Origin of the sequence: Chitinimonas viridis (assembly GCF_030409555.1) — a bacterium.
Taxonomy (GTDB): Bacteria; Pseudomonadota; Gammaproteobacteria; order Burkholderiales; family Chitinimonadaceae; genus Chitinimonas; species Chitinimonas viridis.
This window is the reverse complement of sequence record NZ_JAUFPU010000009.1, coordinates 16,353-36,680: the sequence shown is the minus strand read 5'-3', so window position 1 is coordinate 36,680 and position 20,328 is coordinate 16,353. Positions and strand designations below refer to the sequence as shown.

The window sequence follows — 20,328 nt, the reverse complement described above, 5'->3', positions numbered from 1 at the left end:
GCGTTCTGGGTACTTCTTCTTGCGTGACCGCAAGCTTGCAGCAACGGCTTATCTGGCTGCCTTGGCGGCAAAACCATCCGCCTTGATATCCACTTCCAGCACCTCGCCATACTTGGCAGCGATGGGCCGTATGGCCTCGGCCTTGCCGACCAGCACCATTTGCAGCTTGTCCTTGGGGAAATGCTTGTCTATCAGGACACGCGCCTGCTCCGGCGTCAGGCTATCCACCTTCTGGCTGAACTGATTGACCTGCTCATCGCCAAAACCGTAGATGAACATCTCGCCCAGCAAGCCGGCAAGCTGCGCACCCGTCTCATACCGGGGTGGGAACTGTCCCTTCACATAGGCCTTGGCCGATTCCAGCGTCTCGGCATCAATGCCGCGCGTCCACAGCCGCTGATAGGTTTCGGTGGCCAGCGCCAGCGCCGCTTCGGTCTTGGGCAGTGCGGTAAAGCTGGACACCGCAAATGTGCCGTTCTGGCCATAGGTGGTAAAGCCGCTGCCAGCCCCATAGGTCAGGCCGGAGTTCACCCGCAGCTCATCATTGAGCCAGGAGGTGAAGCGTCCTCCCAGCACCGTATTGATCACCTGCAAGGGTACATAGTCCGGGTCGCCGCGCGAGATACCCGCACCGCCAAACAGGAAGGTGGTCTCGCGCGCATCCTCCTTGTTCACCAGCAATACCCGCGCCTTGCTGGCCTGGATGGGGCTCGCCGGCAATACCGCCGGTGCCGCACCCTCGGCGCGCCAACCGCCGAACAGCTTCTCGATCTGGCCTCGCATTTCAGCGGTCTTGAAATCGCCTACCACCACCACGGCCGAGGTATCAGGCCGATAGTAGCGACGATGGAAAGCCGCCAGATCGCTGCGCTTGAGCTTGGCCAGGCTGCTGCCTGTCCCCTCTATCGGATTGCCGTAGACACCTTCGCCATATAGCAGCTTGGCGTAATAGCTGCGTATGACGTTGCGCGGGCTTTCCTTGGCCTGCTTCAGCTCATCCATGGTGCGTGCCCGCAGCTTGCCGAACTCATGCTCTGGAAAACTCGGTTGCTGGACGATATCGGCCAGCATGGGCAGCAGGGTCGCCACATCATCGCGAGCAAAACTGGCGGCTACCATGCTGAACTCCACACCGCTGCCACCGCCAATATCGGCGCCGCGGAAATCAAAGGCGTCATCCAGCGCCTGCTTGCTGTACTTCTTGCTGCCTAGCAGCACGCCATCTGCCGTCAGATTGGCCAGGCCAGCCTGCGTGCCATCCAGCGCGCCGCCAGCACGGCTGATCACACGCACCGCCACCAGCGGTACGTCATGGCGCTCCATCAGGTAAACATTGAGACCGTTCGGCAGCTTGGCCGTGGCATAGGCCGGCAAGCGGAATTCGCTTGCCAGGGCAGAACCGGCCAGCGCAATCAAGCCAGCCAGGAAGGTTTTCTTCAGCATCATCAATCCTCCTTGGCCGCGAGCACGCCAACCGTGCGTTGCGACTTCTTCAGGTATTTGGCAGCAACCGTCTTGATATCGGCAACCGTGAGCCGCTTGTAGGCAGCAGGCACATCAAACAGCTTGCGGTAGTCGCCACCGAACACCTCATAGTGCCCTATGCTGGCCGCCTGGCCGTTGATGGTTTCCAGGCTGCGATAGAACTCCACCACCTTCTGGTTCTTGACCTTCTGCAACTCCTGCTCGGTCACACCCTGCTTTACCACGCGATCAAGCTCGGCAGTAAAGGCCTGTTCCAGCTTGCCCGCAGCAACGCCATCGGCAGCCACTGCATAGAATTGCATCAGGCCGGGGTCAAACGTATCGCCTTGCCCGGCATCCACGTCGCTGGCCAGGCGCTTGTCCACCAGCGCCTTATAGAGGCGCGAGGTCTTGCCGCTGACCAGCAGGCTTTGCAAAACATCCAGTGCGTAGTGATCGGGATGGTTGGTTTGCGGCACCTTGTACGCCACCATCAGGTTGGGCGTGGTCACCGACTCCTTGCGCACGAACACACGGCGCTCACCCACCTGCTCGGGCTCCACGGTGCGGACCGCAGGGGGCGCTGCGCGAGCGGGTACCGGGCCGATGTATTGCTCAGCCAGACGCTTCACCTCGTCGAACTTCACATCACCCACGATCACGGCCACCGCATTGTTGGGGGCGTAGTAGGTATCAAAGTAGCGGCGCAGGTCTTCCTGGGTCCAGGCCTTGATATCGGACTCATGCCCGATGACCGGCCAGGAATAAGGATGGGCGCGGAATGCGGCGGCTTCTACCACCTCGCTCAGCATGCGCCAGTTGGAATTCTCCAGCCCCGTGATGCGCTCGGACGCCACCACACCGCGCTCGCTCTCGACCATCTTGGGGTCGATGGCCAGATTGCCGATACGGTCGCCTTCCAGCGCAAATATGGTTTCCAACGACGAAGCGGGGAACCAATCCTGGTAAACCGTCAGGTCATTGGAGGTATAAGCGTTGTTGGAGCCGCCCTTGGATTCCATCACGCGGTCGAACTGCTTGGGGCCATAGACCTTGGCACCATTGAACATCATGTGTTCGAAGAAGTGCGACAGCCCAGTAATGCCGGGGGCCTCGTTGCGCGATCCCACCTTCCAGAAGGTGTAGAAGTTCGCATTGGGTATGGCACGGTTCTCCAGCACCAAGAACTTCATGCCATTGCCCAGCGTAAAGGTCTTCACCTCATCGGCCGTGAGGGCGTGGGCCGGCGCAGCCGCCAGGCCGAACACCAAGCCTCCGGCTGCGAGCAGGGTTTTCCACTTCATTGTTATTACTCCTTTGTATGGCTATCTTGCCAAGCGGGTGGCATAGCTCTCCCCGACCCGACTGGCGCAGCATCATGCCATAGCCGCCAAACCGACAGAATATGCTGCGACGAAGTGGCCTTAGGGTGGATGAGTGGCGGTACGCGCCGACACGCTCAGTCCTACAGATTGCCGACAAACAATTTGCGCAGCAGCAGGTTCTTCAGGTCGCTGGCCTCATCCAGGCCCAGGCGAGCCAGCCAAGCTGGCGGTGCCTCTTTGTCGGTGAACAGGCCTTTGAGCGCCGCTGCCACCAGTTCGAGCGGATTTTCACTGGCTTGCCGCATTCTCTGCAGCGCCTCGATGATCGCCAGCTCCTCGGCAGTGAAATCTGTGCCGAAAGGAAAGTCCGGCAGGTAGGCCTGCTGCCAGGGCACCATCCCCGCCACCAGTACCTCAGGCAGGTTTCGACGTACCCCATCTGGCAGTTGATAGGATTGCTCCAGCTTGCCATTGGCCTTGGCGGTTTCCATCAGCTCATCCTGGAAGCGGCTGTCTGCTACTGCCAGCAAACGCTTGATCACTTCAGCGTCGGATTGGCCACGCAGATCGGCCACGCCGTATTCAGTCACCACCATGTCACGTAAATGCCGAGGGATGGTAGTGTGACCGTAGTTCCAGACAATATTGGAACTCACCTTGCCCCGGCTTTCGCGCGTCGCCCGCAACATCAGGATGGACCGAGCACAAGGCAAGGCATGTGCCATGGCGACAAAGTTGTACTGACCACCAACACCGGAAACCAGCTGACCGTTCTCCAATCCATCCGATACCGCCGCTCCCAGCAGGGTGACCATCATGGTGGTGTTCATGAAGCAGGCACGCTGCCGCTGCACACTGGCGAGCGCATGCTGTACATCCAGCTGATTGATGAAGTCGATGCGGTGCATCTCGATACGGTCCAGCTCCTGCTCAGACATCTGCCGTAGCCGCTGATAGAAGTCGTTGGGGCCCAGGAAGAAACCACCGTGCAGGCAGACACCACCCCGCAAGCGCTCGCCCAGCAGCGCTCGCTCTATATGCAGGAAGGCGTCGGCATCATCGAGCCTTGCCGAGCATACCTGGCCCTCGTGGTGCAGTTGCTCATCACGCCATTGCACACCGGGTTTAAAGATGCCGAAGTGGACGAGAAACGCCACGTCATCGGCCGACAGGCTATTGCCGATACGACCTGCCTCATGCAGGCGGCGTAGCGTGTGGCCGCTGACTACCTGGCTGATATGGCCGTGATTGAGCAAACGCTGTAGTACCGCGTCGTCATAGACTTCACGCTTGACCACGCCTGCCTCAATCAAGCGCAACAATCCATTGACGAACATTTCCGAACAACCATAGAGACCCTGCTCGAACTCACCCAGATGGCGCTCGCCCAACTGGCCACGGCTCAGTGTCGCCAGCAAACGTCGGTAGGCATCGTTATGCTGCTCGCGCAGTATCAAAGCCTGGGCAATGGCATCCCCCAGGGCGCCTATGCCGATCTGCAAGGTACCGCCATCGCTGATCAGGCTGCTTGCATGCAGGCCGATGGCGTAGTCCTGCACGCTGACCTTCATATTGGGTGGCGCAAAGAGCGCGTGGGTGCCCACCGCGTCCGTCACCACCAAGTCAAAAAAGTCCGGCGCCACTTCGGCCTGACGCGGCATGAAAGGCAAATGCTGATTCAAGACCGCCACGGTCAGAACCTTGTTTTCGCCTGCCGCCCGCAGGCGCTCCAAAACCTCGAAGGTGAGATCCGGGTTGCTCGACAGCGATAGGCGCATGCGATCGCCATCGCCGTGCACCGAAACCGCCTGGGCCAGCAGATTGACCCCATGCAGCGCCATGTCTCTCGCCACAAAGGTGTAGTTTGTACAGATATAGCTCTGCTGAGCCTCGGCATTGCCCAGGTAGTCGCCCGTCTTGAGGAAGAACTCCAGCACCTCGACATTGGCTGGCAGCTTGCCCGCCCGCAAATCCAGCACATAGTCCAGATCGGGATAGTCTCCAAAAACCCGCTCAACAAACGGCGCCAGAAAATGCCGCTCTATCTCGCTGCCGCCCACCGGTTTTTGCAACGACAAGGCCGTGATGATCTTGAGCCGTCGTGCGGGCGTGGCCTTGATACGCTGATAAAGCCGATTGATGAAGGGATTGGGTTTGCCTATGCCTAGGGGTGTCCCCAAGACGATATCCCCTGGCAAGCGCGCCAATACTTCATCTACCGCCGCGTCCATCCTGTCCAGAAACAAGGGCATGGTGCATCCTGATTGTGTGCCTGCCTGCGCGTAGCGTGCGATGGGCAGGTGTTCCAAACGAAAAAGGAGCGCCGAAGCGCTCCTCTCTTTGTACCACCAGCGGGCTTTACTTGCCGTAAACCGGGAAGCGGCTGGTCAGCGCATGTACCTTGGCCTTGACTGCAGCGATATTGGCTTCATCGTTTGGCTTGTCGAGCACATCGGCCACCAGGTTGGCCACCATGATGGCCTCTTCTTCCTTGAAGCCACGGGTAGTGATGGCGGGCGAGCCGATACGGATGCCCGAGGTGACAAAGGGGCTTTCCGGGTCGTTGGGGATGGCGTTCTTGTTGACGGTAATGTGCGCCTGGCCCAGCAAGGCATCAGCCGCCTTGCCAGTCAAGCCCTTGGGCCGCAGATCCACCAGGAACACATGGCTCTCGGTACGGCCGGAGATGATGCGCAGGCCACGCTCGGCCAAGGTCTTGGCCATGATGGCAGCGTTCTTCAGCACTTGCTCCTGATAGCTCTTGAACTCAGGCTGCAGGGCTTCCTTGAAAGCCACGGCCTTGCCCGCAATCACATGCATCAGCGGGCCGCCCTGCAGGCTGGGGAACACATTACTGTTCAGCATTTTCTCGTGTTCGGCCTTGGCCAGGATGATGCCGCCACGGGGACCACGCAGGGTTTTGTGGGTGGTCGAGGTGACAAAGTCGGCATGCGGCACCGGGTTGGGGTACACGCCAGCGGCAATCAGGCCTGCATAGTGGGCCATGTCCACCATGAAGTAGGCGCCTACCTTCTTGGCGATGGCCGCCATGCGCTCAAAATCGAAGCGCAGTGCATAGGCCGAGGCGCCGCCGATGATCAGCTTGGGCTGGGTTTCAACCGCAATCCGCTCCATCTCGTCGTAGTCGATCTCTTCCTTGTCATTGAGGCCGTAGGGCACGATCTTGAACAGCTTGCCCGACAGGTTGGCCGGCGAACCGTGCGTCAGGTGACCGCCGTGACCCAGGTTCATGCCCATGATGGTGTCGCCCGGCTTGAGTATGCTGAAATACACCGCCTGGTTGGCCTGGGAGCCCGAATGGGGCTGCACGTTGGCGTACTCGGCGCCAAACAGCTTCTTGACACGGTCTATGGCCAATTGCTCCACCACGTCCACATACTCGCAACCACCATAGAAGCGCTTGCCTGGGTAACCCTCGGCATACTTGTTGGTCAGTTGCGATCCCTGCGCTTCCATCACGGCCGGGCTGGTGTAATTTTCCGAGGCGATCAGCTCGATGTGCTCGTGCTGGCGAACGACTTCGCTTTCAATGGCGGCAGACAGTTCGGAATCGTATTGGGCGATGGACAGCGGCTTGAACATGGCGGGGCTTCCGTAGGAAGGTGGGGGGAGTAAAGACCGGTATTTTACCATGTCGCGCGACATGAACCAGTTGAATGGATTGCATATTCATCGTGCGCCCCATTCATCTTATAAACTAGGCCCATGGAACGCCCCGTCTGCCCCAAGTGCGGCTATGCCCGCCAAGCCACCGATGCGACTACTGGCAACGCCTGTCCGCGCTGCGGTGTGGTCTTCGCCAAGTATGCCCAGTACCTGATCGAACGGCAGTCAGGCCAGTTGCCCACTCAGCAACAAGCCAGTAGCACCGAGGCAGAAACCGAAGGCTGGCGCCACCTGTTGCTGGCGCGCTTGTTTCACCGGCCGGCACAGGCGCAGCCTTCCGTGCTTATGAGTGAAGCCTTGCTTACCTTGGTCCTGGTGGTCTGGGGCATGTGGTTTATTGCTGGCGACTGGCGTAACGGCGATGCGGGCAACTCCTTGCTGCATGGCGCCAACCTGGCTTTTCACGAATTCGGGCATCTGCTGTTCCGGCCGCTGGGAGAGTGGATGATGTTCCTGGGCGGTAGTCTGTTCCAATGCCTGGTGCCCGTGATACTGGGCGGGGCATTCCTGCTGCGCGAAGGCAAGCCCTATGCTGCCGCAGCCTGCCTGTGGTGGCTGGGCCAGAACTTTATCGACCTCGCACCCTATGTCGGCGACGCCCGCGCCATGGACCTGCCCCTGATAGGCGAATGGAACGAGGAAATGGTCGAGTTCCGCAGCGAACGCCACGACTGGCACAACCTGCTGGAACCCTTGGGCCTGCTGGAATGGGACCATGGCCTGGCTGCGCTGGCGCACTGGAGCGGAGCCCTGCTGATGCTCGTTGCCTGGGCCTGGATGGGCTGGTGGTTGTGGCAATGCCTGCAGTTGCTGAGGGAGTCGCGCTGAGCGCCTCTCATAAACTCAGCGGTGAGCGGGTGGCAGGCGCCATGGAAACCCTGGCGCACTGCACCACCCTGTCTTGACATCACCAGCCAGGCCGGCTGAGGTCTCTACAGCCCTTTCACCGCATAGATGCCAAGGGTGTTGCGCCAGAAACCCTTGTAATCCATGCCGCAGCCAAACAAGAAGCGGTCCTCCACCTCCAGGCCCACGAAATCGGCATGCATGCCAGGGAAGGCCTTGCGGTCATGCGACTTGTTGACGACAACGGCCGTCAGCACCTCGGTCGCTCCCTGCTCGCGGCAGTACTCGATGATGGCTGCCAGGGTATTGCCTTCGTCCAGGATGTCGTCGACGATCAACACGGTCCGGCCATGCATGTCCTCGGTCGGCTTGACCTTCCAGTTCAGCCGTCCGCCCTGGGTCTTGTCGCCGTAGCGGGTAGCGTGCAGATAGCTTACCTCCAGCGGAAAACGCAGGCGCGGCAGCAACTGGCCAGCGGCAATGATGCCGCCGTTTAGCACTACGTAGACCAACGGGTTGGCGTGCTTGAGCACCTCGGTCACGTCTGCAGCCATGCGATCCAGCGCCGCGCTTACCTCGGCATCGCTGTGCAGGCAATCGGCCTCGGCCATCACCTTGACGATTTCGTCCTTCATGTTCATGTCCATCTCCTGCACCCTACCCAAAGCTTGAAAAGGCGCGAAGGGTAGCGATGAAACTGCTTTACTTCAAGGGCTTGCAGACAGCATAGACGAAACCACCGTGCAATCACCCAGCCTATCGTCTAAGCTCCGCGCCGTTATTTGCCTTGCACAAGGGGGGTTACACCATGGCCGTACATGAGATTCGCCATCCGCTGGTTCGCCACAAGATAGGCTTGGCGCGCGAAGCCGATATGAGCACCAAGAAGTTCCGCGAGCTGACAGCCGAGATAGGCCGCCTGCTGGCTTACGAGGCCTGCCAGGACTTTCCTCTGGAAAAAGTCATGCTGGACGGCTGGTGCGGCCCGGTGGAAGTGGAGCGCATCAAGGGCAAGAAAGTAACGGTGGTGCCGATACTGCGGGCCGGCATAGGCATGCTGGATGGCGTACTGGACATGGTGCCCAACGCCAAGATCAGCGTAGTCGGCTTGGCGCGCAATGAGGAAACCCTGCAGCCCGTGCCCTATTTCGAGAAGTTCGTAGGCGATCTGGCCGAGCGTACCGCACTGATCATCGACCCCATGCTGGCGACCGGCGGCTCCATGGTTGCCACGGTAGAGATGCTCAAGCGCAACGGCTGCAGCCACATCAAGGCCTTGGTCCTGGTAGCCGCGCCGGAAGGCATCAAGCTGATGACGGAAAAACACCCGGATGTGGACATCTACACCGCCGCCATAGACAGCCACCTGAATGAACACGGCTACATCATTCCTGGTCTGGGCGATGCTGGCGACAAGATATTCGGCACCAAACACGGCTAACACAAGGGGAGACGATGAACGATACGCTCAAGACCGCCATAGGCGGCGCACAGATACTCTTTGTGGCATTTGGCGCCACCGTACTGGTGCCGCTGCTGACCGGGCTCAACCCCAGCCTGGCCCTGTTGGGTGCCGGCATCGGTACATTGATATTCCAGTTTGTCACCCATCGCGAAGTACCCATCTATCTGGGCTCCAGCTTTGCCTTCATCGCCCCCATCATCTATTCGGTACAAACCTGGGGCATGCCCGCCACGTTGGGTGCGCTGGCGGCCGCCAGCTTCTTCTACTACGTCGCCGCCGGGCTGGTGAAATGGCGGGGGGTGGAATTCATCCACCGCATCCTGCCGCCCGTGGTAATCGGCCCGGTCGTCATGGTCATCGGCCTGGGTCTCGCCCCGGTCGCCGTAGGCATGGCCAGCGGCAAGGCCGGCACCAACCAGGTGGTGCCCTACGCCACCGCCATCAGCCTGGCAGCCATTGCCCTGTTCACCACCATGCTGGTGGCCATCAAGGCGCGTGGCATCATGAAGCTGGTCCCCATTCTGGCTGGCGTAGCAGCAGGCTATATCGCAGCGCTATTCATGGGCGCGGTCAACTTCCAGCCCGTCATCGACGCCCCCTGGTTCGCCCTGCCCCAGTTTGGCAAGCCGGAGTTCAACCTGGCCGCCATCCTGTTCATGATACCGGTGGCCATCGCCCCCATCGTCGAGCATGTGGGCGGCATCCTGGCCATCGGTTCGGTTACCGGCAAAGACTTCACCGAGCGTCCAGGCCTGCATCGCACCTTGCTGGGCGACGGCCTGGCCGTCAATGTGGTGGGCCTGTTCGGCGGCCCGCCGGTAACCACGTACGGCGAAGTCACCGGCGCCGTCATGCTCACCCGCAACTTCAACCCGGTCGTCATGACCTGGGCAGCCTGCTTTGCCATCCTGCTGGCTTTCGTGGCCAAGTTCGGCGCCTTCCTCAACACCATACCCCTGCCTGTCATGGGTGGCATCATGCTGCTGCTGTTTGGCTCCATTGCCAGCATCGGCCTCAAGACCGTGATGGAAGGCAAGGTCGACCTGGGCGACCCGCGCAATCTCTGCATCATCTCTGTCGTGCTGGTCACCGGCATAGGTGGGCTGGCAGTCAATTTCAGCGACAGCTTTGGCCTCTCGGGCGTCAGCCTGTGTGGCATCTTGGCGATATTGCTGAACCTGTTGCTGCCCAGGGCTGTGCCACAACCCGTATCCGATAGCGTAGAGGCCCGTGAAAGACCTTGAGCTGGAATTCATAGGCGATGAGCCACCCTTAGCAGGCAGAATCTGCCAAGGGTTGGTCGTCCTGGAATCCTGGGAAGATGGCCGCTTGGTCGAACCGCTGCACACTCTGTTCATCTGCATCAACAGCCAATGGCATAAGCTGTATTTTCAGTGGCACATCATTCACTGGCGAATATCGGATGCGCCTGATTTACCCCTTACGCAGCCACCGGAAGAAGGCTTCCTGTTGAAACCCGTGGATCTCGCTGCACAGTTTGATCTGCTCGGCGTCACCTTGGTCAAAGTGCGCTACGATCCAGTGCAGTATGGTGCAGAAACAAGCATAGAGTTCGCGAACAGTAAGGAGTTAGTCATGAACTCGGCCAACGATCTATCGACCTATCGCTTAGTAGAACACTCATCCTAGCCAGATAAAAACCTGAGCAGGTGACAATGTACGGGATGCCTCCTATAATCCGCCCCGTCTTTGGGGAGTAGCCGTTCCGCCGCCCCGGCGGAAGCCCACGTCAACATACTTGGCCCGCATGGCCATGGCGTAGGCAACAGGATCGCCTGATCCTGCCTGGCAAGACCACAGACGCATCCGACCGGCAAGGGGCCGCGGCGGCATGCGTCTATGGTTCTTGTTGCCGGCCCCGGAGAAAATCAATCATGGAAGCTTTCCTGGTATCGACCGGCATTGTTGCGCTGGCCGAAATTGGCGACAAAACCCAGCTGCTGGCCTTGTTGCTGGCGGCCAGATTTCGCAAACCCATTCCCATTGTGCTTGGCATCCTGGCCGCCACCCTGGTGAACCACGCGCTGGCCGGTGCTGTGGGCAGCTGGTTGATGGCGCTGATCGGCCCCACTACCATGCGCTGGATACTGGGCATCTCGTTCATTGCCATGGCCGGCTGGATGCTGATACCTGACAAGCTCGAAGACGACACCCGCCTCAACGAGCGCCTTGGGGTGTTCGGCACCACCCTGGTAGCGTTCTTTCTGGCCGAGATGGGCGACAAGACCCAGGTGGCCACTGTGGCGCTGGCTGCACGCTTTAGCGACTATTGGTGGGTGATTGCCGGCACCACCGTAGGCATGATGCTGGCCAATGCGCCCGTGGTGTGGCTGGGTGACAAAGCGGCAAAAGCACTGCCGGTTGCCCTGGTGCACAAGGTTGCCGCAGGGATATTCGCCATATTGGGCCTGCTGGCCCTGGCTGGCGTCGGCCTGTCCTGACGGCGGGCGGGGCAGTCGCCCCTACTGCCCCGCCAGGAACTCAAGCTGGAAACACCCCGGTGGACAGGTAACGATCACCCCGGTCACAGACTATGCTGACGATGGTGGCATGCTCCAGCTCTGCCGACAGCTTGAGCGCCGCCGCCATGGCACCGCCAGAACTGATACCGGCGAAGATGCCCTCCTCTGCCGCCAGCCTTAGGGTCATGGCCTCGGCTTCCTGCTGGGTGACTTCCATGATGCGATCTATCTTGGAAAAATCGCAGATACCCGGCACATACTCGGCAGGCCATTTACGTATGCCAGGTATCTGGGCGCCATCCACCGGCTGCACACCGATGATCTGCACGGCGGAATTCTGCTCGCGCAAGTAACGCCCGGTGCCCATGATGGTGCCCGTTGTCCCCATGCTGGAGACAAAATGGGTAATGCGGCCCTGTGTGTCGCGCCATATCTCGGGACCGGTGCCCTCATAGTGGGCCAGCGGGTTGTCGGGGTTACCGAACTGGTCGAGTATGATGCCCTCGCCCGCATCCCGCATCTGTTCCGCCAGATCGCGTGCCCCCTCCATGCCTTGCTTCTGGGTCACCAGCACGATCTCGGCACCAAAGGCCTTCATGGTCTGGCGCCGCTCTATGCTGAGGTGTTCCGGCATGATCAGCCGCATCCGGTAGCCCATCATGGCCGCCGCCATGGCCAGGGCAATGCCGGTGTTACCGCTGGTGGCCTCGATCAGGGTGTCGCCAGGCGCGATATCACCTCGCGCCTGTGCCCGCCGTATCATCGACAGCGCCGGCCTGTCCTTGACCGAGCCGGCAGGATTATTGCCTTCCAGCTTGGCCAGCACCACGTTGCTACTCTTGCCCGGCAAGCGCTTGAGCCTGACCAGGGGGGTATTGCCGACAAAGTCTTCCAGTGTTGGGTACATGCTTACACTCCAGGGGATCGCACATTGTACCCAGGGGGCCAGCCCGGCCATAAAGCCGCATTGGCTATTTCTATATGCGACGCCACGGATGCCACATAAAAAAGCCCCGTTTGCACGGGGCTAATCTACGGCGGAGAGGCAATGGTTATTTGGGGAAGTAGTCCTTCAAGGGCTTCTTCAGATGCAGGACCCAAAACTGGGTATCGCGCTCATCACTCTGCGCAACGCGGTAGCTGGCCTCCACCGCATTGCCCTTGGCATCTGCCAGCTTGCCATCGGTGTCCACCAGGTAGGCCTCCGGGTCACGCTCGGAGGCAGCAACATCGCCCTTCAGGCCAAAATCGTTGTCATTGATCACCGCCAGCTCGCTGGCATCGGCAAACTTGCCCAGCTCTCCCACCACCGCCAGGCCTTCGGCCTTCTCGGCGTTCCAGCCCAGTTCGCGCAGGTCGAACAGGCGGGTCTTGCTGATCATCTTCAAGCTGCTGCTGGCGCTGGCCGACACGATATTGCCGCTACCTGTCACCTCGCCGCCAGCCTGGAACTGGCTGAGTGCCTTGGCGTCGGCATATTCAAGCGCCTTGCCGTCAGGCAAGCTCAGGCCGGTCAGGTCCTGCGCACCCTTGGTGTCTATCAGGTAGACCACATTGCGCATGGTCTTGTTCTTGTCCCTACCCTGCTCAATCAAGAGGAAGCGGGTATCGTCTATGGCCACCAGGTCGCCTATCTTGGCATCGCCACTCTTCTTGTACTCGCTTACATCGTGGGGGTAGGCAAACATCTGCGTGCTGTTGGTCTTGGGGTCCAGCACGACCAGGCGCAGGAACTGCGCACTGCCCCGTGTCTCTTTCTTGATATCCAGCGTGCTTTGCACAATAGCAGCCACCTTGCCGGACGGGGTCACGGCCACACCCTCAAAGCCACGGTTGGGCTGGCGCTCGCCCAATATCTCGGGCAGGCCTGCACCGGGCATGTACTGCTGCATGAATTCGCCGGTCTTGGCGTCAACCTGTGCCAGGAAAGGGCCATATTCATCGACTATCCACAGATTGCCCTGCTTGTCGAAGTCGATGCCTTCAGGGTCCATGCCAAAATCGTCGTACTTGAGCGGCTTCAGCTCATCGGATAGCGGCACCTCTTTGGACGAGCCACTGTTCTCCGGCGCAATGGGGCGACCACTGATGGCCTTGCCATCCTGCTTCAGCGGCATGGTGCTGACCACCCGGGCACCCTCAGCCAGTTGCACATTGATGGTGGCGATGCGCGGTGAGAAATCGGGCGCCAGGAATACCTTGGACGGCGCAGCCTTCTCGCCTGCCTTGACCTTTGGCGAATCACCATTGGGGCCGCGGTCGGTCAGCGCCCAGAAGCTCAGGGAGGCATCCTTCTCGTAACCCTTGAACCGCAGACCCGAACCCACAGCCAAGTGCAGCCCCTGCGGAAACTCGGCCTTGAACTTGCCACCATAGGGGATGTAGTCGGCTGCCGGCACCTGCAGGGCATAGCGCTCCACCGTGCTCACCACCTCGTGTTCAACCGGATTGATCTCGACAGTTTGAGCCTGGGCGGCAACAGTAAAGAGCGATGCCACGGCGGCGGCTAGACGGGCTTGCATGGTGAATTCCCTGTTTGCATGGTGAATAGTGTCAGGCGCTACGCTACCCCCAAAAGATGACAGCAGTACGACAAGGCATTATGGCGACGGAAGGCTTTGACCGGCTGGCCCGCATCATCTATCCCAAATAACACGCCCGCGAATGCGCTGGCGGCCACTCAGCCAACCGGAGTACATCATGAAGAAGCGCTTTGCGACGTTCCTGATCTCGGGCAAGGCCGCCACCTTGCCCATGCTGCTGCAAGAAGCCATGGCCAACAACGGCCCTGTCACCCCCAGCTATACCGATATCACGACCGGTGTACTCACCCTGGTGGAACTACCCCAGGCAGGCAAGTTCCAGCTGGAATCGACCGCATATGGTGTCGTACCCACTATTTGCGTGAATGCGGGCGCCACCGCCATGTCCACGGTGGTGACAGGTGTGCAGCGCGGGGACCAGGTATTTATTGCGGCCTCCAGCGACAAGGACGACCCGGCCTTCCTGGCACTGAACAGTCAGCTCCGCGTGGGCCAGCAGAACTTCACCCTGTTGGCACAGTTCCGCCACGATGGTACCGATCTGGCAGCACCGGTAGGTGCCACTACCTCCACTTCCACAGCTAGCATCACCTTCTCCATCAACCTGACGGAATTGGCCAGTCGAGGCTTGGTAGGGATCAAGGGCACGAAGTTCTATCTACAGGCCATGGTCTGGCCCAAATCGGCAGACGGCTCGGACTGGAGCCAGTTCCGCTATTCAGAGCTGGATGAAATCACGGTGGACAGCTGCACAGCCCCCTAATTGCCTACCTCCGCACTGCTACCAGACGGCCTGCCCCTTTACCAGGGCAGGCATGCGCGTCTGCGCCGTGTCGGCGCGGCTGACCTCGCGCTGCTGCAGCAAGCCATGTCCCTGCCTGGCTTCTGCCACTATCAACCGCAGTGCCAGACGCTCTACCCCGACTTTGCCAGCCGCCTGGCCCGCTTCGAGTGGCTGAGCCGGATCGACCCGCCGATAGAGATGGACATCCTCATAGAGTCGGCCCTCACCGCCGAACCGGTAGGCCTGATGAGTCTGTCCGCCATCGACCTGCTCAATGGCAAGGCGGAGTTCGCCATCTATATGCATCGCGCCGGCCGGGCCTTCTGGGAGGCCTGGCATTACGCCATGCACACCGCTTTCCATCACCTGGGCCTGTACAAGCTGATCTTCCTGGTCTCAGCCGAGAACACCCGGGTATTGGCCCTGCTGGATAGACTGGCGCTACGGCAAGAGGGCGTGCTGCAGGCAGAAATCACGACGCCGGAAGGCAAGCGGCTGGATCTGCATCGCTATGCCATCGATGCCAGCGAATGGCCGGCCAGCAGGCTGCATATGCATCTGCTGCGGCTGGCACCACTGAACGAGACACCCAGCCATGGCTGATCGCATCCTAGTCTTTGCACCCCACCCCGACGACGAAGTACTGGGCTGCGGTGGCTTGCTGGCCGAAGCCGTACGCAAGGGCAGCAAGATACGGGTCGTCGTAATGAGCGATGGCGAAGCGGGTTTGCCCCCCACAGGCAAGCACCATGACAGGCTGGCCGAATGCCGTGCCGGTCTCGCCTTGCTGGGGGTGGACGACATTGTTTTCTGGCACTACCCGGATGGCGCCGTACCGATGTCCGGCCCCATACAAGCAGCCTATCGCGATGCAGTACAGGTTTTCCGGCCCCACCGGCTACTGTTGCCGGCACCATCGGAGCAGCACGAGGATCACCGCCGCTGCAGCCGTGGCCTGTTGGCCGCGCTGACAGGCCACTGGCAAGGTGAGCTGTGGTTTTACGAAACCATACAGGCCAACCCCAGCATCAACCGCCTGCTGGTGCTTGAAGACATGGACAGCAAGCTGGCCGCGCTGCGCTGCCATGCCTCACAGTTGTGCCAGTACGACTACCTGCGGCATGTGGAGAGCCTGGCCAGCCTGCGTGGCCTGGCAGCAGGCGCAGCCCATGCCGAAGCTTTCCTGCAATTCGACTGGGATGGCACGCCCCAACGCTTCTTCGAACACCCACCCCTGCTGTCGGTCATTATCCGCGCCAGCCGCAATGCGCTATTGCAACATGCGCTCAGCAGTCTGCAGCGACAACGCTATCCCATGCTGGAGGTCGTACTGGTCTGGTTTGGCGACGACGAACCGGCACTGGCAGCCTTCCAGACGCTGGAGCTACGCATCGTTCCCGGTGTAAGTAATCGCAGTGACAACCTCAACCTGGGCATCGCCTCGGCCAGAGGGGATTATCTGGCCATACTCGACGAAGATGACGTGGTCTATCAAGACCATTACACCCAGTTGATCGCCGAGTTGCAGCAGGACAGCAATGTCGATGCCGCCTATGCCGGCTGCCAGTTGCGCCCCTGCGTGCTGCAAGGCGACACGCTGCAGACTGGCCATGTGGTGGCCACCCTGAACCGCCCCTTCAATGCCGCGCGGCTTCTCGTCGGCAACTACATCCCCATCCACGCCCTGGTCTGGCGCTCTGCCCTGCTGAAGTCCCAGCGCTTCGACAGCGAACTGGGGGCCTACGAGGATTGGGATCTGTTCAGCCGGTTGGTACTGGCAGGGAGGCGCTTCACCCACCTGGATAGCATCAGCTGCGAATACCGCCTGCTGGGCGATAGCCTGGAGAGCGACCAGCGCAGCAACCACCAAGCCAAGGGCTACCAACCCTGGCAAGCCGTGGTGCAAGCCCGGATAGCTGGCCAGTTGAGCGGGCCGCAACTGGCAGCCATCGCCAGCCTGGTCGATGGCCTGGAACAGCAGCGCGATGCCAAGGATGCGGCCCTAGCCGAGGCCAGGCATGAGCAGCAGCAGCTCGCCACCGCACTTGAGAGAAACCGCGAGGCACAGTCCTGGCAGACCCGCAGCCAGACTGCACTGGGTCTGCCGACCGGCACGACGGAGAGCGCTGCCCGTCTGGCCGGTCTGGTGCTGACCCAAGGCCGGCCACGCTTCTCCATCATCCTGCCGGTCTACAACACGACAGCAGCCATCCTGACCCAAACGCTGGCCAGTGTGGTGAACCAGCATCTGGCCGATTGGGAGCTGTGCTTGATCGACGACGGCTCCAGCCGGGCCGAGACGCTAGCCGTGCTGGACGATTTTGCACGCGATCAGGCAGGCAACCCCAGGGTACGCTGCCGCAGGCGGAGTGAGCAGGGCGGCATTGTGGCTGCCAGCAACGAAGGCATACAGATGGCGCAGGGCGAGTGGCTGGTGCCGCTTGATCATGATGACCTGCTATACCCGGAAGCCCTGCTGGAGGTCGCACTGCTGCTGCAGGCACAGCCCGAGCTGCAACTGATCTATAGCGACAGCCAGACCATAGACGAGTCTGGCCGCGCCTTGCAGGTCTTCCGCAAGCCGGACTGGTCGCCAGAGTTGCTGCATTCGATCAACTATCCTAATCACCTGACGCTATACCGCCGTGAGCGGGTGCTGGCGCTGGGTGGCTACAGGCAGGCCAGCCACGGGGCGCAGGATTACGACCTGTTGCTGCGCGCCAGTTCGGCACTGGCGGCTGACCAAATAGCCCACCTGCCCAAGGTCTTGTACGACTGGCGCGCGGTAGCAGGCTCGCTTGCCCATAGCCGCGCGGCCAAGCCCTGGGCACACGATGCCGCGCTGGCCGCCGTGCAGGAAAACCTGGCACGGCTGGGCATAGACGATGCCCAGGTCGGTTGGGACGAAAGCTACCCTGGCATACTGGCCGATTGGCCAGCCAGCGGCGAGCTGGTGCACGTGATCATCCCCACACATAGCAATATGGAGGGCTTGCAGGCCTGCATGGCCGGCTTGCTCCAGGCGACAGACTACCCGCAGCTGCACATCACCATCGTTGCCAACCGCTGTTCCGAGACCATGCTGACCGCCGTCGCGGCGCTGGCCGCAAGCGATGCCCGTATCAGTTGGGAGCGTGACGACAGCCCGTTCAACTGGGCCGCCATCAATCAGCGGGTTGCCGAGCGCAGCCAGGCGCCCCTGCTGCTGTTCCTGAACGACGATGTCACCGTACGGCACCCCGAATGGCTGCAACGCATGGCGCGCTTCATGCGCCTGCCCGGTGTAGGCGTGGTGGGGGCGACACTGTTCTTCCCCGATGGCAGCTTGCAGCACAACGGGATAGAAACCGACCCACAATGGATTGCCGCCGAGCTACGCAGCTGGGGCGAGCGCTACGAGTGCCTGCTCAACCGCAATGTATCGGCCGCCACCGGCGCCTGCCTGCTGGTCAGGCGCGACGCCCTGCTCGCTGCCGGCGGCTTCGATTGCCGCTTTGCCGTCAATTACAACGATGTGGATTTCTGCCTGGCCGTACGGCAGGCCGGCTGGCGCATCGTCCAGGCCGTGGACGCCCGCCTCACCCACGACGCCTCCACCACCCGTGGCAGCACGGCAAACGACGACCCGGTATGGCAAGCCGAAGCGGCCCTGATGCGCGAAAAATGGGGAACCCAATTGCGTGAACGCTATCGGTCCCGCTACCAGGTGTATCTGCAAGGCAGCAGGGTATTGCATGTCAGCGTTTAGCGCCTGTTACCCACTGCAGGCATTCCAGTGTATGTACTTGCAGTTGCACCCAGGGCAACCCAGGCACTAGCCATGGCAGCCGCTCAGCGCATACCCGCGGCAGCCAAAGCAGGCAAGGCCGCACCATGCACGGCAGCGGCCACCAATGTGTCAGCTGAATCAATATCCATGCCCCGCTCTGTGTACCAGGCCGAGTTGTAATAGCTGTGGGCATAGCGCTCACCGCTATCGCACAGTATGGTCACGATGGAGCCGCTGCGGCCCTCAGCCTGCATCTGCTGCGCCAGCGACAGCACACCGACGAAGTTGGTGCCGGTCGAGCCCCCTACCCTGCGCCCCAAACGTTCGCTGACATAGCGCATGGCCGCCAGGCTGAGTACATCCGGCACCTTGAGCATGGCCTCGACACAATGCGGGATAAAGCTGGGCTCTACCCTGGGCCGGCCTATGCCCTCAATGCGGGAGCCACACGGCAAGGTCAGCTGGTTATCGGGTTTGCCCGCCAGGGCGCTTTGGTAGTAGTCAAAGAACACCGAAGTCTCAGGATCGACACAAAGTATCCGGGTCGCATAGCGCCGGTAGCGGACAAACCGGCCCAGCGTGGCGCTGGTCCCTCCCGTACCCGGGCTGCACACTATCCAGTCCGGAATGGGATGCGGCTCCTCGGCCATCTGCTTGAAGATGGATTCGGCGATATTGTTATTGGCTCGCCAGTCGGTTGCCCGTTCTGCGTAGGTGAACTGATCCATGAAGTGACCACCGGTCTCGCGCGCCAACCGTTCCGACTCGGCGTTGATGGCACCCGGATCATCCACCAGATGACAGCGGCCGCCATAGAATTCGATGGCGGCAATCTTCTCCGGCGAGGTACTGGCCGGCATGACGGCCACAAAAGGCAAGCCCAGCAGCCGCGCAAAATAGGCTTCCGATACCGCCGTGGAGCCACTGGACGCCTCGATCACCGTGCTAGCGGCGTGCAACCAGCCATTGGTCAAGGCGTAGAGGAACAGCGAGCGTGCCAACCTGTGCTTGAGGCTGCCGGTCGGGTGGCTGGATTCGTCCTTGAAGTACACCTGTATGCCAGGGTAGCCCGGCAAATCCAGCGGGATCAGATGGGTATCAGCCGAACGATTGAAATCGGCCTCGATCTTGTGGATGGCGCTGGCCACCCAAACGCGATTGCTCATGGCGGAAAAGGCTTGGTTGCAAGGATGGCTTTATCTTACACGCCGTATCGCCTTACCATCAGGGTGCTGGGGAAATCGCCAACTCGCCCTTGCGCTGCATGTCCTCCAGTACACCCGTCAACCGGGCTGCCAGGCCACGGTGCCGCTCATGCAGGTAGTGATATAGCGGCACTTGCTCAACCGGCATGGACACCCGGCAGAGCCGGTAACGCGGATGCCGCTCCCTGGCCGCATCCAGTTCCACACCCACGCCTACTGCGTAGTCGGCCAAGCCCTCGCTGACCATGCGCAAAGCATCGTCATTGCCTGCAGAGTTCAGCACGTCGACCTGCCGGGTCCTGCGCTCCAGCACCAGCACACCGCGCTCATGCACCAGCCGCTTTGCCAGCAGTTGCGCCCAACTGATCTGGTTGGGGCAGCCCCCATGGCCGTAAGCCACCACGCTGAGGCTGACCACGGGTACGGCGACTCTTACCAGGCTGGGTATCTCATCAGCCAGCTCGGCCACGCGCATGGTATCGCCATCCAGCTCGCCCTTAGCGGCCAGTGCCAATGAGCGCCGCAAGGGATAGGGTTCAAACCGGGGGGTGATACCCAGGCGCAGGTAAGCCACTCGCAGCACGGCCTCGGCACGGTCAGTCAATTCCGAAGGCTGCTCGCTACGGCCCAGGCGCAGCAGGTTAGATGCCGACGAGGACATTGCGAACAGCACCAGCAGGCCCGTTGCCAAGATGCGATGCACGGCGAACTCCCATCGTACCTCCCCCTTGGCTGACCAAGGCCCTCCGGGGTGGCG

17 protein-coding genes and 1 riboswitch are annotated in these 20,328 nt (G+C 61.0%); of the genes, 8 read left to right on the top strand and 9 right to left on the bottom strand.

All coding sequences use genetic code 11. From position 1 onward, the window contains the following. Window positions 1–48: 48 nt before the first annotated feature. The 4 genes from QWZ03_RS11435 to glyA form a co-directional block, all read right to left on the bottom strand. Window positions 49–1,446 (bottom strand): M16 family metallopeptidase, encoded by a 1,398-nt coding sequence (locus tag QWZ03_RS11435; protein ID WP_290332837.1) that lies wholly within the window; start codon window positions 1,444–1,446, stop codon window positions 49–51. Further along, window positions 1,446–2,768 (bottom strand): M16 family metallopeptidase, encoded by a 1,323-nt coding sequence (locus QWZ03_RS11430; RefSeq protein ID WP_290332836.1) that lies wholly within the window; start codon window positions 2,766–2,768, stop codon window positions 1,446–1,448. The genes QWZ03_RS11435 and QWZ03_RS11430 overlap by 1 nt, the downstream gene beginning before the upstream one ends. Before the next feature lie 161 nt (window positions 2,769–2,929). Continuing rightward, on the bottom strand, window positions 2,930–5,041 hold the full coding sequence (locus QWZ03_RS11425; RefSeq protein ID WP_290332835.1) for an acetyl-CoA hydrolase/transferase C-terminal domain-containing protein: 2,112 nt from the start codon (window positions 5,039–5,041) through the stop codon (window positions 2,930–2,932). Between the two features lie 106 nt (window positions 5,042–5,147). Beyond that, window positions 5,148–6,392 carry a serine hydroxymethyltransferase gene (gene glyA, locus QWZ03_RS11420; protein WP_284196322.1) on the bottom strand — a complete coding sequence of 415 codons (1,245 nt, stop codon included), beginning with the start codon at window positions 6,390–6,392 and terminating at the stop codon, window positions 5,148–5,150. Window positions 6,393–6,515: 123 nt separating this feature from the next. On the opposite strand from glyA, the gene QWZ03_RS11415 reads away from it, so the two are divergent. Further along, window positions 6,516–7,304, top strand: coding sequence for a TFIIB-type zinc ribbon-containing protein (locus QWZ03_RS11415; RefSeq protein WP_290332833.1), 789 nt, complete (start codon window positions 6,516–6,518; stop codon window positions 7,302–7,304). A gap of 104 nt (window positions 7,305–7,408) precedes the next feature. On the opposite strand, the gene QWZ03_RS11410 is transcribed toward QWZ03_RS11415, so the two are convergent. After that, window positions 7,409–7,963, bottom strand: a complete 555-nt coding sequence (locus tag QWZ03_RS11410; RefSeq protein ID WP_284196324.1) for a hypoxanthine-guanine phosphoribosyltransferase — start codon at window positions 7,961–7,963, stop codon at window positions 7,409–7,411. A 167-nt stretch (window positions 7,964–8,130) separates the two neighbouring features. On the opposite strand from QWZ03_RS11410, the gene upp reads away from it, so the two are divergent. The 4 genes from upp (at window position 8,131) to QWZ03_RS11390 (ending at window position 11,249) form a co-directional block, all read left to right on the top strand. Next, on the top strand, window positions 8,131–8,763 hold the full coding sequence (gene upp / locus QWZ03_RS11405; RefSeq protein ID WP_284196325.1) for a uracil phosphoribosyltransferase: 633 nt from the start codon (window positions 8,131–8,133) through the stop codon (window positions 8,761–8,763). A 14-nt stretch (window positions 8,764–8,777) separates the two neighbouring features. Further along, on the top strand, window positions 8,778–10,031 hold the full coding sequence (locus QWZ03_RS11400) for a uracil-xanthine permease family protein (protein ID WP_290332832.1): 1,254 nt from the start codon (window positions 8,778–8,780) through the stop codon (window positions 10,029–10,031). Beyond that, a complete protein-coding gene (locus QWZ03_RS11395) occupies window positions 10,018–10,437 on the top strand; it encodes a hypothetical protein (protein ID WP_290332831.1) in 420 nt (139 codons plus the stop codon). The genes QWZ03_RS11400 and QWZ03_RS11395 overlap by 14 nt, the downstream gene beginning before the upstream one ends. 50 nt (window positions 10,438–10,487) lie before the next feature. After that, window positions 10,488–10,659, top strand: a riboswitch (yybP-ykoY riboswitch). Between the two features lie 23 nt (window positions 10,660–10,682). Continuing rightward, window positions 10,683–11,249: a TMEM165/GDT1 family protein gene (locus QWZ03_RS11390; protein ID WP_290332830.1), complete on the top strand. Its 567-nt coding sequence runs from the start codon at window positions 10,683–10,685 to the stop codon at window positions 11,247–11,249. Window positions 11,250–11,289: 40 nt separating this feature from the next. On the opposite strand, the gene cysM is transcribed toward QWZ03_RS11390, so the two are convergent. Together cysM and QWZ03_RS11380 are read right to left on the bottom strand one after the other, a co-directional pair. Next, a complete protein-coding gene (gene cysM, locus QWZ03_RS11385) occupies window positions 11,290–12,177 on the bottom strand; it encodes a cysteine synthase CysM (RefSeq protein ID WP_290332829.1) in 888 nt (295 codons plus the stop codon). A 145-nt stretch (window positions 12,178–12,322) separates the two neighbouring features. Continuing rightward, a complete protein-coding gene (locus QWZ03_RS11380; RefSeq protein ID WP_290332828.1) occupies window positions 12,323–13,792 on the bottom strand; it encodes an esterase-like activity of phytase family protein in 1,470 nt (489 codons plus the stop codon). 178 nt (window positions 13,793–13,970) lie between these two features. Between QWZ03_RS11380 and QWZ03_RS11375 the strand changes: the two genes are divergently transcribed. Genes QWZ03_RS11375 through QWZ03_RS11365 form a run of 3 tightly spaced genes read left to right on the top strand, consistent with a single transcriptional unit; the run spans window position 13,971 to window position 18,345 of the window. Further along, entirely contained in the window at window positions 13,971–14,576 is a 606-nt protein-coding gene (locus QWZ03_RS11375) for a hypothetical protein (protein WP_284196330.1), read from the top strand. Continuing rightward, the gene (locus tag QWZ03_RS11370) at window positions 14,577–15,200 is read left to right on the top strand and encodes a GNAT family N-acetyltransferase (RefSeq protein WP_290332827.1); all 624 of its coding nucleotides are present in this window, start codon (window positions 14,577–14,579) and stop codon (window positions 15,198–15,200) included. It begins immediately after the preceding gene. After that, entirely contained in the window at window positions 15,193–18,345 is a 3,153-nt protein-coding gene (locus tag QWZ03_RS11365) for a glycosyltransferase (protein WP_290332826.1), read from the top strand. The genes QWZ03_RS11370 and QWZ03_RS11365 overlap by 8 nt, the downstream gene beginning before the upstream one ends. Window positions 18,346–18,428: 83 nt before the next feature. On the opposite strand, the gene QWZ03_RS11360 is transcribed toward QWZ03_RS11365, so the two are convergent. After that, window positions 18,429–19,532, bottom strand: coding sequence for a PLP-dependent cysteine synthase family protein (locus QWZ03_RS11360; protein WP_290332825.1), 1,104 nt, complete (start codon window positions 19,530–19,532; stop codon window positions 18,429–18,431). A gap of 58 nt (window positions 19,533–19,590) precedes the next feature. Then, entirely contained in the window at window positions 19,591–20,274 is a 684-nt protein-coding gene (locus tag QWZ03_RS11355) for a substrate-binding periplasmic protein (protein WP_290332824.1), read from the bottom strand. Window positions 20,275–20,328: the final 54 nt, after the last annotated feature.